Annotated in this window: 16 protein-coding genes; 9 read left to right on the top strand and 7 right to left on the bottom strand. The window is 45.3% G+C overall.

What is annotated here, in order from left to right; translation table 11 throughout:
- The first annotated feature begins 175 nt into the window (after window positions 1–175).
- The gene (locus AAW31_RS08120) at window positions 176–892 is read left to right on the top strand and encodes a YggS family pyridoxal phosphate-dependent enzyme (RefSeq protein WP_046849850.1); all 717 of its coding nucleotides are present in this window, start codon (window positions 176–178) and stop codon (window positions 890–892) included.
- Here AAW31_RS08120 and AAW31_RS08115 read toward each other — a convergent pair.
- The 3 genes from AAW31_RS08115 to rsmD are packed head-to-tail and all read right to left on the bottom strand — an operon-like array spanning window position 861 to window position 2,241.
- Window positions 861–1,130 carry a YfhL family 4Fe-4S dicluster ferredoxin gene (locus tag AAW31_RS08115; RefSeq protein WP_046849849.1) on the bottom strand — a complete coding sequence of 90 codons (270 nt, stop codon included), beginning with the start codon at window positions 1,128–1,130 and terminating at the stop codon, window positions 861–863. The genes AAW31_RS08120 and AAW31_RS08115 overlap by 32 nt on opposite strands.
- Before the next feature lie 18 nt (window positions 1,131–1,148).
- Window positions 1,149–1,628: a pantetheine-phosphate adenylyltransferase gene (gene coaD, locus AAW31_RS08110; RefSeq protein WP_046849848.1), complete on the bottom strand. Its 480-nt coding sequence runs from the start codon at window positions 1,626–1,628 to the stop codon at window positions 1,149–1,151.
- Window positions 1,621–2,241, bottom strand: a complete 621-nt coding sequence (rsmD, locus tag AAW31_RS08105; RefSeq protein ID WP_309567611.1) for a 16S rRNA (guanine(966)-N(2))-methyltransferase RsmD — start codon at window positions 2,239–2,241, stop codon at window positions 1,621–1,623. The genes coaD and rsmD overlap by 8 nt, the downstream gene beginning before the upstream one ends.
- Window positions 2,242–2,347: 106 nt before the next feature.
- On the opposite strand from rsmD, the gene AAW31_RS08100 reads away from it, so the two are divergent.
- Together AAW31_RS08100 and lolD are read left to right on the top strand one after the other, a co-directional pair.
- Window positions 2,348–3,595: a lipoprotein-releasing ABC transporter permease subunit gene (locus AAW31_RS08100; protein WP_046849847.1), complete on the top strand. Its 1,248-nt coding sequence runs from the start codon at window positions 2,348–2,350 to the stop codon at window positions 3,593–3,595.
- Window positions 3,588–4,262 carry a lipoprotein-releasing ABC transporter ATP-binding protein LolD gene (lolD, locus tag AAW31_RS08095; RefSeq protein ID WP_046849846.1) on the top strand — a complete coding sequence of 225 codons (675 nt, stop codon included), beginning with the start codon at window positions 3,588–3,590 and terminating at the stop codon, window positions 4,260–4,262. Before AAW31_RS08100 ends, lolD begins: the two co-directional genes overlap by 8 nt.
- A 68-nt stretch (window positions 4,263–4,330) precedes the next feature.
- Here the strand turns inward: lolD and AAW31_RS21270 are convergent, their stop codons facing one another.
- Window positions 4,331–4,495, bottom strand: coding sequence for a hypothetical protein (locus AAW31_RS21270; protein WP_158441447.1), 165 nt, complete (start codon window positions 4,493–4,495; stop codon window positions 4,331–4,333).
- 935 nt (window positions 4,496–5,430) lie between these two features.
- Here AAW31_RS21270 and AAW31_RS08090 point away from each other — a divergent pair.
- Both AAW31_RS08090 and AAW31_RS08085 read left to right on the top strand, forming a co-directional pair.
- Window positions 5,431–7,068 (top strand): FAD-dependent oxidoreductase, encoded by a 1,638-nt coding sequence (locus AAW31_RS08090; RefSeq protein ID WP_052752150.1) that lies wholly within the window; start codon window positions 5,431–5,433, stop codon window positions 7,066–7,068.
- A 77-nt stretch (window positions 7,069–7,145) separates the two neighbouring features.
- Window positions 7,146–7,469 (top strand): DUF4156 domain-containing protein, encoded by a 324-nt coding sequence (locus tag AAW31_RS08085; protein WP_046849845.1) that lies wholly within the window; start codon window positions 7,146–7,148, stop codon window positions 7,467–7,469.
- Between the two features lie 90 nt (window positions 7,470–7,559).
- Here AAW31_RS08085 and AAW31_RS20570 read toward each other — a convergent pair whose 3' ends face one another.
- From AAW31_RS20570 to egtB, 3 genes are all read right to left on the bottom strand, one after another.
- Window positions 7,560–7,889: a hypothetical protein gene (locus AAW31_RS20570; protein WP_144412888.1), complete on the bottom strand. Its 330-nt coding sequence runs from the start codon at window positions 7,887–7,889 to the stop codon at window positions 7,560–7,562.
- A gap of 288 nt (window positions 7,890–8,177) precedes the next feature.
- Window positions 8,178–9,152, bottom strand: coding sequence for an L-histidine N(alpha)-methyltransferase (egtD, locus tag AAW31_RS08080; RefSeq protein ID WP_046849844.1), 975 nt, complete (start codon window positions 9,150–9,152; stop codon window positions 8,178–8,180).
- Window positions 9,149–10,471 carry an ergothioneine biosynthesis protein EgtB gene (gene egtB, locus AAW31_RS08075; protein ID WP_235264534.1) on the bottom strand — a complete coding sequence of 441 codons (1,323 nt, stop codon included), beginning with the start codon at window positions 10,469–10,471 and terminating at the stop codon, window positions 9,149–9,151. The genes egtD and egtB overlap by 4 nt, the downstream gene beginning before the upstream one ends.
- A 94-nt stretch (window positions 10,472–10,565) precedes the next feature.
- On the opposite strand from egtB, the gene AAW31_RS08070 reads away from it, so the two are divergent.
- From AAW31_RS08070 to AAW31_RS21260, 4 genes are all read left to right on the top strand, one after another.
- On the top strand, window positions 10,566–10,757 hold the full coding sequence (locus tag AAW31_RS08070) for a hypothetical protein (protein WP_046849843.1): 192 nt from the start codon (window positions 10,566–10,568) through the stop codon (window positions 10,755–10,757).
- 630 nt (window positions 10,758–11,387) lie between these two features.
- Window positions 11,388–11,630, top strand: coding sequence for a hypothetical protein (locus AAW31_RS21265; protein WP_158441445.1), 243 nt, complete (start codon window positions 11,388–11,390; stop codon window positions 11,628–11,630).
- Window positions 11,555–12,820 (top strand): cytochrome-c peroxidase, encoded by a 1,266-nt coding sequence (locus tag AAW31_RS08065; protein WP_082110381.1) that lies wholly within the window; start codon window positions 11,555–11,557, stop codon window positions 12,818–12,820. The genes AAW31_RS21265 and AAW31_RS08065 overlap by 76 nt, the downstream gene beginning before the upstream one ends.
- A gap of 42 nt (window positions 12,821–12,862) precedes the next feature.
- Window positions 12,863–13,069, top strand: a complete 207-nt coding sequence (locus tag AAW31_RS21260) for a hypothetical protein (protein ID WP_158441443.1) — start codon at window positions 12,863–12,865, stop codon at window positions 13,067–13,069.
- Window positions 13,070–13,295: the final 226 nt, after the last annotated feature.

The raw sequence follows: 13,295 nt of genomic DNA, 5'->3' as shown, positions 1-13,295 counted from the left end.
GAATTTCTTCCTGGTTTTCCAGCTCAAAGTAACAGCCTGCTTGTTTATAACGGTAGGGATAAATAAAAATTGAGAAGATATTAGGTAGGGGATAGTTAATCTTATCCAGCGCCACTTTTCCCAGCGAGCATTATTTGATTATTTTTTTATTGCCATTATTACCAATTAGTAAATCATGACAACAATTGCCACACGTCTGCAAACAGTTAAATCCCATATTGCAGAGGCTGCCAGGAATGCAGGACGACGACCAGAGGACATTCTGTTATTAGCTGCCAGCAAAACTAATCCTCCTGAAAAGGTAAGAGAAGCCTGGGAAGCGGGGCAAACTGTATTTGGAGAAAACTATCTGCAGGAGGGGTTGATCAAAATTCGCGCACTTGCTGATTTACCCATAGAGTGGCATTTTATTGGCCCGATCCAAAGCAACAAAACCAAACCTATTGCAGAAAATTTTGCCTGGGCACATAGTGTAGATCGAGAAAAAATTGCTGTGCGCCTGTCTAATGCACGACCTGAATCGCTTCCGCCGTTACAAGTCTGTGTCCAAGTCAATGTCAGTGGTGAAGTGACCAAAAGTGGTATTGCGCCTGAACAGGCTGCAGAGCTCGCCGCCTTTGTTAATCAACTACCTCGTTTAAAATTAAGAGGATTAATGGCGGTACCCGAGCTGACTTCAGCAACTGCACTGCAACGCGAGCAATTTCAAATCATGTGGCAGATCTTTGAGCAGCTCAAAAAGGATGGCTTCGATATCGATACCCTATCCATGGGTATGTCTGAGGATATGGATATTGCGATTGCAGAGGGCGCCACAATTGTACGGATAGGTACCGCCATTTTTGGGCCGAGGCGTTATGCTATTCCTGAGGAGCTCGCTCCGCGCCAGTAATCAACGCATGATATTTAGCTAGTAATTGCTCATGACTCTCAGTCACATTGGGATGGGTAATAATACAATTGACGGGGCAAACCTCAACACATTGAGGGGTATCATAATGTCCTACACACTCTGTGCATAAATTGGGATTGATCTCATAAATCTCCTCACCTTGCGAAATTGCTTGATTCGGACATTCCGGCTCGCAAACATCACAATTAATACATTCATCAGTAATTAATAATGCCATCTCAACCACCTTAAAAAATCAGTTTTTCATTTTCTTGCGTAACAGTTCTGCAACAATGGGATGCACAAATTCGTCTGCATTTCCTCCCAATCTGGCAATTTCTCGTACAATCGTGGCAGAAATAAACATATATTGCTCAGATGGGGTTAAAAAAACAGTTTCAACCTCTGGATAGAGATGACGGTTCATTCCCGCCAATTGAAATTCATATTCAAAGTCAGACACAGCACGTAAGCCACGCAGAATGATATGGGCATTTTGTTGCTGCAAAAACACGGTTAACAAACCAGTAAATCCCATCACCTCGATATTGCGACAATCTTTTAGCACCTCTTGGGCCATTTGAATGCGATCGGCCAAGGAGAAAAAAGGAGTTTTGCCACTATCCGCAGCCACGGCCACAATAACATGTTTACATAATTTTGCGGCACGACGCACCAGATCTTCATGGCCACGCGTCAATGGATCGAAAGTTCCAGGATAAACCGCTTTATCCATTTTTTTTCAATTTCAGTAAGTGGTGGTAAACCTTGCCTGCCCGGCCGCTTCGCCATACAAGCCATTGCTCATCCAGATCAAATTTATGATCATTTTCTATATAGACCAAACCGTCTCCTGTCATATGTGAAGGAAGCTGCATCAATAAGTCAGGCAGCAGATTAAACTGAAAAGGAGGATCTAAAAATATGACATCATACTGCCTCACATCCGAGGCAATAAATGCCAGCGCATCCATTTGCACTAATTCTACTTGAACTGCATCCAACTTCTGCCGGGTTGCGTCCAATTGATGCATTATGCTCCTACTCAACTCTACCATCACGACGCGCTCAGCCCCTCGTGAGGCTGCTTCAAAACCCATTGCGCCACTTCCTGCGAATAAATCCAAACAATATTTACCAGTTAAATCCTGTCCCAACCAATTAAATACCGTTCCTCGAACTCGATCAGGTGTTGGCCGTAAATATTTCTCATCAGGAAAAGTGATCACCCGGCTGCGCCACTTGCCACCAATAATTCGAACCTTTCCTTCTCGCACCATAAAACCAACCACATCAAATTCTGTTTTCTCTTGATCAATTATACTGAAGACGAGAGGTACTTTCTGCAATTTGGCAAAAATTCAGACTTTTTCTGGAAATTTCCTGACATTTACTTTCCCAGCTTCATTAGAATATATAGCCCATAAGATCTCATTTTCTCCAGGAAAAATATTCGTGTTCCTCTATGAACTGTTAATCGGCTTACGCTACACACGCGCAAAACGGCGTAATCACTTCATCTCTTTTATTTCCTTGATTTCTTTGCTGGGTATCACGCTGGGCATGACGGCACTCATCACGGTCATGTCAGTCATGAATGGTTTTCATAAGGAAATCCGCTCACGCATACTCGGTGTTGCTTCACATGTTCAAATCAGCACCATTAGCGGTACTTTAACTAATTGGCAACAAATTGCCGACATGGCAAGCAAGCATCCGCAAGTAATTGCAGCAGCCCCGTATGTCAGCGCGCAAGGCATGCTCTCTCACAATCAGGTAGTACGAGGTATTATGGTACGTGGAATTTTGCCAGACTATGAAAATCGCGTAGCTGATTTCGCGCAAATGATGGTGATGGGTGAACTTGATCAGTTGAAAGCAGGTGAATTCGATATTGCCATTGGTATCGAGCTGGCACGTAGCCTGGGTGCATTTCCGGGCGATAAGATTGTCCTGATCTCCCCACAGGGTCAAGTAACCCCTGCAGGGATGTTACCTCGTCTAAAACAATTCACCGTAACGAGCGTATTTGAAGCCGGCCATTATGAATATGATTCTGGCTTAGCATTAATTCATATGGCAGATGCGCAGAAACTCTATCGCATGGAACCTAACCAGGTATCGGGGGTGCGGCTCAAGCTGAAGGATATGTTTCAGGCGCCCCAGGTGGTAAAAGAACTGTCATTGATGGTTTCTGCTGATAACTACATCACTGACTGGACGCATCAGCACGCTAATTACTTCCGGGCGATTCAGATCGAGAAACGCATGTTGTCGTTGATTCTGGCATTAATCATCGCGGTTGCAGCCTTCAACATCGTCTCAACCCTGGTCATGGCCGTGACTGACAAGCAACCGGATATCGCTATCCTGCGCACCTTGGGTGCCAGCCCTGGCAGCATTATGAAAATATTTATTGTGCAGGGAACCCTAATCGGTGTCCTGGGCACAGTGCTGGGTCTCATTGGTGGAACGCTGCTGGCTTATAACGTGGGAGAAGTGGTTGCGTTCATAGAACGACTATTTAGCATTCAGTTTCTCTCACAGGAAGTTTACTACATTAGCGAAATACCCTCTGATCCACAATTGGATGATATCGTGACAGTGGCAGTGGTATCCTTTACGCTTACACTACTCGCAACGCTTTACCCAAGCTACCGCGCATCAAAAGTTAATCCGGCAGAGGCACTGCGCTATGAATAACACCGTCATTTCATGCAAAAATCTCTATAAAAGCTACTTTCAGGGCAAGCTCGAAGTGCCCGTGTTGCAAGGAGTTAACCTATCGTTGAGCAGGGGCGAAATGGTATCGGTGGTCGGTGCCTCCGGTTCGGGCAAAAGTACATTGCTGCATCTGCTGGGCGGACTGGACTCACCGAGCAAAGGGGAGATTCTGCTGCTAGGTCAAGGTCTCACCACCATCAGCGAAGAAAAAAGGTGTCAATTGCGCAATCATTCAATTGGTTTTATTTACCAGTTCCACCATCTGCTTCCCGAGTTCAGCGCTCAGGAAAACGTGGCCATGCCACTGCTGATACGGCGCATGAATAAACAAGAAGCGATGGAGCGCGCAGCGGACATGCTGCAGCACGTCGGCCTGAGCCATCGCCTGACTCATACGCCTGGTGAGCTTTCTGGAGGAGAGCGTCAACGGGCAGCCGTAGCACGAGCATTGGTAACTCAGCCAGCCTGCGTGCTGGCCGATGAACCTACTGGCAATCTTGACCGCCATACCGCAGAAGGAGTATTTAATTTAATGCTGGAGCTCAATCGCAAAGTGAATGCTACTCTTGTCATCGTTACGCATGATCCACAACTCGCCAACCAGGCAGAACGGGTTTTGCAACTGATTGATGGTGTACTGGTGTAAACTGGGAGCCTTTTTAGGACAAAAGTATCATCAATAAGATAAAAGGCTATATCAATGTCGTATTGGTCTTAATTCGTCCTGAAATCAAACATCCACCTCCAGATCAAACTGGCACGAAAGCGAGCCATAATGAAATAACCCATCTTTATTACATGCCGATGCCAGGGAATGACTAATGACCAGGCAATAATGCAATGCACGAGCATACCATCTGTATCCCGCCACCATAACACGAAGAAAATAATTTTCCTTGTAATCTGGCTAGCCCACTATTAATCCGATCATGGAAAAATTTTCACCAAAAGAAAGGATAAGAATTCAAAATGATTTTTAATGCATAACACATGAATCACGTTAAAGCTAGTTATAATCATGCAGCCTGCCAGGAATGACAAGCAAAGCCAGCTTGACACCGAGCAACAGCCGAAATATTGACTACATCCAACAGCAATGGTGAAGTCATTTTCCCGGATTTCATTTCAGATTATTGCAATATGGTTTCTCAACAAATATGATTCAGCTTGCTCTTGGCATACATTAATCATATGCTAATTTCAATAATAGATAATGTTCATTTTCTGAGTTAATATTTATTATATGATGAGAATGAATTTTTGAGATCAGCGCTAAAGTTACAGTTTCCCAGTTATTAATATGTCCTATTCTGGTAAATAGATAAAATTTTATACATCATGCAGGCATTTCGGGATATTAAAAATAACTTATGACAAAAAGTAGAGCAAGATTGCTGAAAGCTCAACTTTAGTATGACTTCACCATTCCGGTCCGGCTGACGTGCAATCTCACTCAATCAAAGTTGTGAAGGTTATCAGTCATGGTGTATTCGATTGCCAACTCAAAAATGACGCGAAGGCGAGCCGCCGACAGTATCAATAATATGGCAAGGTGAAACTGACAAAGTCAGTTTTGGTTTAGAAATGGAAGTGCTTGGCAGGCATACCTAGTTCGCGCCTGTAAGAATGGCATTAGAAGGGAACAATGTACATTGCACGATTTAAAAAGCATATTAGTATTAATTGCTTTTACATGATTGCTTACCGCACAGTCGCTCATATCTTACCTTTTCTCCGAATCTGGTACTTGTTTATAGTTAGTCAGAAATATCAATTATCTCATTTATAAGCAACCTTTAACTTATATAAAACAGATGCATGACCGAATTGAAAAACTTAAAGAGGCCTACTGCTCAGACGGTATGGAAGCTCCCGAAATTCTTTTTAACTGTGCGCAAGACCAGCAAAAATATGACCAATATCGTCATATTTTTAACCGTCTCTTCCAATTTATGCCTACTGCTATTGTGCTATGTGAGACAGCTCAACAGGTAAGCGTAGCGTTTAAATTTACCAGTAAACATGCTTTGCCTTTACGTGTGCGCTCGGGTGGGCATGATCATGAAGGAGAATGCAGCGGCACTGATACCATTCTGCTCGATCTCTCGAAGATGAATAAGGTAGAAATTGATCGTGAGCGCAAGATTGCTCGCATACAGCCTGGTATACGCTTTCAGAGCCTAACCACGGAGCTGGCCAAATGTGAAGTCATGATTCCGCATGGCACTTGCGCTACCGTGTGCATAGCAGGCTATACCATGGGAGGAGGCTGGGGTCCCTGGACTCGCAAGCATGGCATGTGCTGCGAAAGTGTCGTAGGGGCTACCCTGGTGCTGGGCGATGGCAGCATACGCGAGCTGAGTATAAATAGTGAAGTAGTTGGCGATCGAGAACTGCTGTGGGCTATAAAAGGTGGAGGTGGTTTCAGCTACGGCATAGTGACCGAGTTTGTAATTGAAACCTTTGACCTGCCCGATGAAATGATTAAGTTTCAGATTGAGTGGAACAAATACCACTATGTGCCTGAAAACAAATTATTTGCTCTGCGCGATGCCACACCTACCTTGTATGTGTTGCAAACATGGGAAAAAATCATTGCTTCCACCCAGCCAGACGCTAACCAGTTAGTAGGGACTAATCTGAAAATTGCGGCTAAACATGCCAGCGAAGGTGAGCACTTTAATCCCCATACTGTAAGCCACAACTGCGTGATGTATGGTTACTGGGAAGGAGATGAAAATAGTCTGCAAAAATTTGTAGATAAACACTTTAGACACACTAGCACCTACAAGGTAACCATAATGGGCAAAGCTGGGCGCAAGTACCAAGATTTACCCTATGGCGATCACCTGATGAGTGCTTGGGATCGCTATTCGTTTCACAATATGAATTTGCTGAAACAGGGGCTGGAAGGCACACCATTTCCACCTGATGAAGACCAGCCGGCCCCCCACAAAATCACCTCACGTTTAGTAAATAAAGAGAGGCTTGGCACAGAAGGCCACTATAAATTATTGGAAAGTCTCACTTCTCCACTGGTATTAAGCGGCAACGAACAGCTGGGACTCTTTACTTATATTACCTTAGGGGCTATTACCGGCAGCTATTATCAGCAGGTCATGACCCTGGAGCAGAAAGACAAAAGCGCCTTTCCTTACAAGGATAAACTCTTCACCATACAATACCAAACCTGGTGGAATGAAACTGAAAAAGAAAAAGGAGAAGGTGAGAATAACCATGTGTATACCCGCGTCAACCAGGCGCTCGACTGGATGGAGATTTGCCGTGATTATGATATTCCCCATACTTCAGGCGCTTTCATCAGCTTTAAAGACAGTTCAGTGCCTACCCAAACTTATTTCGATAAAAGCTATCACCACCTCGTAAAAATAAAGCGAACCTACGTAAACGATCCTTATAATCACTTCCGTTCGCGCAAAACGATTATCTGACAACCAAAAAAATGTGGATTGCCCTATTTTGCAAATAAACTATTCATTAAAATTTTCCCTATAACTGAGATAGTGTAATGATAAAAATTCTTATTGCTGTTGCTAGTTGTTTAATACTCTCTTCCTGTACATGGGTTAAGGTTACTTCCAAAGGCGAAGGGGTACGCTTGGTGCACTCAGCCAAAGCAGTCCAGCCATGCAAAAAAATAGGCAGAGTTGAAACTAAAGTAGTCAGTAAAATAGTGTTTAACCGTAATCAAGAAAAAGTTGCAGATGAACTAGCGGATCTTGCGCGTAATGAAGCAGCGTTAATTAATGGCGATACTATTGTTCCTGTTTCGGAGGTTAATAAGGGAAGACGCAGCTTCGATGTCTACCAATGTTTTCCAACTAGAATGTAATATTGGCATCTTCATATCGATAATGTACGGCGGTAGTATAAAAATCAACTTTCCTCTGAAGGGAGAAAGGGAGAACGAGCCACGGTTCTCCTAACAGATAGAAAGCTGACCGCAAGCTGTTATGTTATGAACTGGCGTCAGGGCGGATAAAAGAAGCGAATGGCGCAACGCGCTGGCAATGCGCGCTTCACGGAGCAAGTATTGGCGACTTCGGGACGGACGGGCAGCGCCCGACAAGTCAGGGAAACCGCGCAAGGCGACAGAACTAAAACCCAGCAATCTATTTTTCACATAATTAAATATGCCTAATATATTATGTAATGTAAAAACATAAGCCACAGGCTCAAGTCTTGCCACCTCATTGCGACAAACGTTTTTAGTACCATCAAAAGTAACATGCCAGTAGAGTAGGTTCAACACTCACCATGTTCATTTTTAACATCTATTCTCGCAAATTACTTGAAAGTAAAAGCGCTCTTTCTTTTGCAACAGAGGAAAACCAAAAAAATTTATAAAAATCAGATAACACTTTCTTGAACTAAAGTCTTCGTTGGGAGCCATTTTGAGCATCCAGCTTTACTGGCTAAAATAATACCTCCAATAGTTTCTTCCCTTTTACAATTGCATGAAATTCTTCTCTGGCCTTATTTTCCGGAAGATAAAATTATCCCCACTTCGAAGATGGGCGAGGGATTCAATGCAATGAGATTAACATGCGGGGATTTCAAAATACTGTACACTGAATAGTGCATCGGCATCAGTCCATAGGTAAACAGGTATAAAACCCGCCCGAATGGCGAGTGCCTGGAATTCCTCGATAGTGTATTTATAAGAGTTCTCGGTATGTATGCTTTCGCCTTTGACGAATTCAATGGTATGTTGTTCGATGTGCACAGCTTGCCGTAACTGGCTGATCAGATGCATTTCAATACGACCCTTGGGCTCGTTGTAAAAAGCATGATGGGTAAAGCGGTTCAGATCGAAATCGGCGTTGAGTTCGCTATTAATACGTTTTAAGAGATTGAGGTTGAATTGTGCAGTGATGCCTGTCGCGTCATTGTAAGCGGCATCGAGAATACACCGATCCTTTTTTAAATCTACGCCAATCAGCATGCCTCCGCCCGGCCCCACGACGTTGGCAACCTGTGCCAAAAACCTGGTCGCACTATCTGGTTCAAAATTGCCTATGCTTGAACCCGGAAAAAATGCCACGCGCTGTGAATCAGGAGGACAAAACGACAAGTCCAGTGGTTGGGTAAAATCGATACAGGATGCATGCACATCCAGCCAGGGATAATCGGCCGACAGATTAACCGCTGCTTTGCGCAGGTGATCCCGGGAGATATCCATAGGCACATAAGTTTGCGGTTGCAGGGCATCGAGCAATAAACGCACTTTTTCACAGTTGCCACTGCCTGGTTCTATCAGCAAGCAATTGCGTCCTACGATGCGGGCAATCTCCTCGGCATTTTCCTCCAGGATACCCTGCTCGGTGCGCGTCAGATAATACTCGGGCAGTCCGGTGATCTGCTCAAAGAGCTGTGAGCCGCGCTCGTTATAGAAAAATTTCGGCGGAATCGACCTGGGGCGATGTAACAGGCCGTCAATCACCTCAACAAAAAAATCAGCCGGCTTGGGGTGATAATCATGAAACGCGATGGATGTGGCATTGCTGATATTCATGTGATGTCCTCCGCTAGGCGGATACCGCTGAATTGCCAGCGGTCCCCAGGATAGAAAAAATTTCGGTAAGTAGCGCGTATATGATTTTGCGGCGTCACGCATGAGCCACCCCGTAATACCCCCTGACTACTCATAAACTTGCTATTGTATTCACCGAGCGCGCCTGAATCTGCCCGGTAGCCGGGATAGGGTGAGTAGCTTGACTGGGTCCATTCCCAGACGTCACCATAAAATTGGGCCAGTCCCTGTAAATCAGCTGGCATTGGCTGCAGGTAACCAGCATCGCGCAGGTTGCCGGTAATCGGTTGTTGGCGCGCCACGATCTCCCACTCTGCCTCTTTTGGAAGACGCTTATTGCACCAGTTGGCATAGGCATGCGCCTCGTACAGACTGACGTGCGATACCGGTGCATGAACATCGAGTTTGCGCACCCCCCCAAGCGTCATTTCATACCATTGCATATCCTGCTTTACCCAATACAACGGTGCCTGCCAGTGTTGAGTTTGCACAATCTTCCAGCCATCGGACAGCCAGTAAGCAGGATTGTAGTAACCGCCTGCATGCATGAATTCCAGGTACTCACCATTGGTGACAAGGCGCGAAGCGATGCGAAAGGAGCTGAGATAAATCTTATGCCGGGGAGTTTCATTATCGTATGCAAACTGCCCAGCAGCGTCAGCACCAATCTCATACATGCCACCAGGTTGTTCATGCCAGGATAACTCAGCGGTATGATTTATGTTACTGATTGGCAGCTCCCGGTACACCGGGCGCAGCGGATTATACGAAAAAATATGCTTGATATCGGTCAGCAATAATTCCTGGTGCTGCTGCTCATGATGTAGGCCGATGATGCAGCGCCGGACGATTTCAGGATAATCTGGCAGCGTTTCCTGTGCTAATAGCACCAACATAGCAGCATCCACATGCTGCCGGTATGCGTATACCTGCTTTACCGTCGGACGGGAAAGCAGACCTCGCTCCGGACGTGGATGATACGTTCCGATCTGTTCATAGTAGGAATTGAACAAGTGTGCATAGTGTTCATCAAATTCCTGATAATGCTTGAGAAATGGTTTGAGAAGAAATGTTTCAAAAAACCAACTAGTATGTGCCAGATGCCATTTAGGCGGGCTCACATCCGGTATAGTCTGAATGCCGTAGTCTTCGATTTCCAGAGGCGCACACAACGTTTCAGAATCTTTCCTTACTTGGGTGAATTCTTGGTGCAAGGGTGCGGCTTGGTCGGCTGTCACGGTAGAAAAGGCTGAATTTATCACGAATCCTTGTGTATATTGTGTTTTATGGCACTGCCCCAATCTTTTAGCATAACGTATTAAATGCAGTGTTTCTGGACTAATTGCAACACTTTTGCCACACATGTTACAAAATATATGAATTTATGATCTGGATATGGCTAAAGGGTTCCTTGAACCAACGGTAGGTCATACTTTCGATTATTATCGCAGCAACTTCGGCATTGGCCAGCTTCTGGATCAAGGTGGCAATGAAGCTGACCTTGACGCCAGCTGTGCTAATTCCATTTCCAAATCAAGAATGACGCGAAGGCGAGCCGCAGACAGTACCCATCATACGACAAGGTGAAGCCGACAAAGTCAGTTTTGATTTAGAGATGGAATAAGTGATGCTTACCGCTAGCGCCATCGAATCAACAATCACTGGCTTTCTTTGTTTCCTCAGTACTTTGATGAGTCGCAATCTGATAACTCATATCCGCAATGATTGCATTTTCCGTATCATCGTTCCGCAATGCCACTGTTGCCAACGAATAATGTAAAAACCCACTGTTCGTTCCTGGCATGGGGAGACAAACGGCATCCGCATAAGCTTGCGGAGCACCTGACAGTATGAATAAATGTTACTGGCAACCTGGCGGACGCTTTTTATTTAACGGTAGCAAGGCGAATCAAGTAATCTGGAACAGCTATAAAAGTATTGAAAATGGAGGCTTTCGTCTAATTTATAGAACCATGAATTTAAAAAGCAAGAGTGAAGCGAGTGGTTATCGACCTCAAGTTCTATTAATTCAATGGTAGCCCCCTTTATTATTTTAAGCATGAAAATGTATGCAAATGCCGTATTGTATGACGCTTTCCTATCTCTCTAGCATACCCACGCAACAAGTAACAAAGCTCTACTAATTTGATCCTATGCATTTCTTCTGCTTCAAATGAAAAGAAATGAATTTCTATACGTTTGTTACTCTTATTGGAGATGATGGGCATTATGATTCTTAAGGAAATCCAAAAGTCTTTAATCGTCGCGTTAGCCGTGGCGTTTCCGTTATTCTTTTCCTCTCTCAGCACGAATGCTGCTAACCCTGACGCCCTACGGCAGTTGGGTGAACAAGTCTTTGGGACAAAATCTCCAATCCACCGCGCATGGCATGCGTTACTTGCCATGACCCGAGGGCTGGCTGGACGGGACCGCATTCCCAGACCAACCTTACTCAAGTAGCGATAACCGGTGCCAATCCGCACACGATCGGAAACCGTAAGCCACCCGCTAGTGCTTACGCAAGTTTCATCCCACCATTTCAGGAAGGTGTGGTTGGTCCACCGTCCGGAGTACTCGGGGGTGCTTTCTGGGACGGCCGTGCTAAAGGTAATATTCCTACCGGAAACACTACTGACCCGAACAAAATTGGCGATGAGGTTTTTGCAGGAACGGCCGATCCTGCTGGACTAAAAACTGCTTACGGCCAATATCGGGGACCGACCGCCGTCCAGGCGCTAGGCCCTTTCGTCAATCCTGTCGAGCAGAACAAAGCGGATAGAGCCGGTGTTTGCCGACATGTTCAAAAGGCTCAGTATGCTCCCCTTTTCGAGCAGGCCTGGACTATTCCGATCACTTGCGACGATACTCACGTCGATGTGAATTACAAGCGTATTGCAGTAGCAATTGCCGCCTTCCAAGACTCCGGCAAAGTCGTTTCGTTTAGCTCCAGGCGTGACCAGGCGCTCGCAAACGATGCTGACAAAAAGTTTCCGTTAGACGGTTTAACTGAGCAGGAAAATCTGGGTCATGACCTGTTTTATACGGTGAAGATTGGCGGCAACATAATTAGCGGGCCCGCCCCTAACGGTAAAGGAGCCAATTGCGTGGTATGTCATAATAGTGGCAATTCTCCTTTTGGTCCGAATCCGTCAGATGGGGCGGAGCCTACTCAGCTGTACACCGATTTTAGCTACCATAATATAGGCACACCGCCCAATCCCGCGATCGGACAGTTCAACCTTACGAACCCAGACGATGGCCTCAGTGATACCACCAACGACCCGGCTCACCGTGGCTTTTGGAAGACTCCAACCCTGCGCGGCGTGGATACTCGTCCCAATCCCTCTTTCGTGAAGGCCTATGCTCATAATGGTTTCTTCAAGAGTCTCAAGGGTTTCGTAAATTTCTATAATACGAGCGCCACAGTGTGCCCTCCCGAATTAGGTGTAGACACGGAAGAGGAGGCACTGGCGAATAAATGCTGGCCCGCAGCAGAGCACCCAGAAAATACCGCTCGCAGAGGACCTATTCTTGGTAATCTTGGGTTAACCTCAGAAGAAGAGGATGCTATCGTAGCGTATATGAAAACGTTTAGCGATACCGAGATTCCTACCAAGCCGAAACCCTTTACGCCAGCTCGTAACAAATAACTTAGCTGAGCGTAGAATACTAGGCAAATAGGGTAACAAATAGTGGGTAGACCACGGTTTTACTGGTTGGAAGCTTACTACGAGCTGTTTCGTTATGAATTGAAGTCAGGACTGGTAAAAGAATCTGACGGACAGGAAGGGTACAGCTCGCTCAGCAATGAACTCTTTAAGCTGCAGATATCGCCAGACACCGGGACATCGGGAAGTATTAGCAAATCTGGACGACCGTACAAGATTATAAAACCATAATGCAGCAATCTGTTTCTCCCATAACTAAAACCGTGGCCTATCCCTAATAAACCCCTATTCTATTTCTAAATCAAAAATGATGCGAAGGTGAGCCGCAGACAGTATAAATAATACGGCAAGGTGAAGCCGACAAAGTCAGTTTTGATTTAGAAATGGAATTAGGTCATATTATAAAGACCTCGCTGTTGCTCATAGTGGTCAGCAGATTCATCATAGATTTGTTGAA

It is taken from the genome of Nitrosomonas communis, from assembly GCF_001007935.1.
Classification (GTDB): Bacteria; Pseudomonadota; Gammaproteobacteria; order Burkholderiales; family Nitrosomonadaceae; genus Nitrosomonas; species Nitrosomonas communis.
This window is presented reverse-complemented; position numbering and strand designations above follow the sequence as displayed.

What these genes read in the sequence shown, in the direction of transcription:
- AAW31_RS21265 (WP_158441445.1), top strand. Translation starts at nt 11,388, where the DNA reads ATGATGGGCATTATGATTCTTAAGGAAATCCAAAAGTCTTTAATCGTC.
- AAW31_RS08065 (WP_082110381.1), top strand. Translation starts at nt 11,555, where the DNA reads ATGGCATGCGTTACTTGCCATGACCCGAGGGCTGGCTGGACGGGACCG.
- lolD (WP_046849846.1), top strand. Translation starts at nt 3,588, where the DNA reads ATGAATAACACCGTCATTTCATGCAAAAATCTCTATAAAAGCTACTTT.
- AAW31_RS08085 (WP_046849845.1), top strand. Translation starts at nt 7,146, where the DNA reads ATGATAAAAATTCTTATTGCTGTTGCTAGTTGTTTAATACTCTCTTCC.
- AAW31_RS08120 (WP_046849850.1), top strand. Translation starts at nt 176, where the DNA reads ATGACAACAATTGCCACACGTCTGCAAACAGTTAAATCCCATATTGCA.
- egtD (WP_046849844.1), bottom strand. Translation starts at nt 9,152, where the DNA reads ATGAATATCAGCAATGCCACATCCATCGCGTTTCATGATTATCACCCC.
- AAW31_RS08090 (WP_052752150.1), top strand. Translation starts at nt 5,431, where the DNA reads ATGCATGACCGAATTGAAAAACTTAAAGAGGCCTACTGCTCAGACGGT.
- coaD (WP_046849848.1), bottom strand. Translation starts at nt 1,628, where the DNA reads ATGGATAAAGCGGTTTATCCTGGAACTTTCGATCCATTGACGCGTGGC.
- AAW31_RS08070 (WP_046849843.1), top strand. Translation starts at nt 10,566, where the DNA reads ATGGCTAAAGGGTTCCTTGAACCAACGGTAGGTCATACTTTCGATTAT.
- AAW31_RS08115 (WP_046849849.1), bottom strand. Translation starts at nt 1,130, where the DNA reads ATGGCATTATTAATTACTGATGAATGTATTAATTGTGATGTTTGCGAG.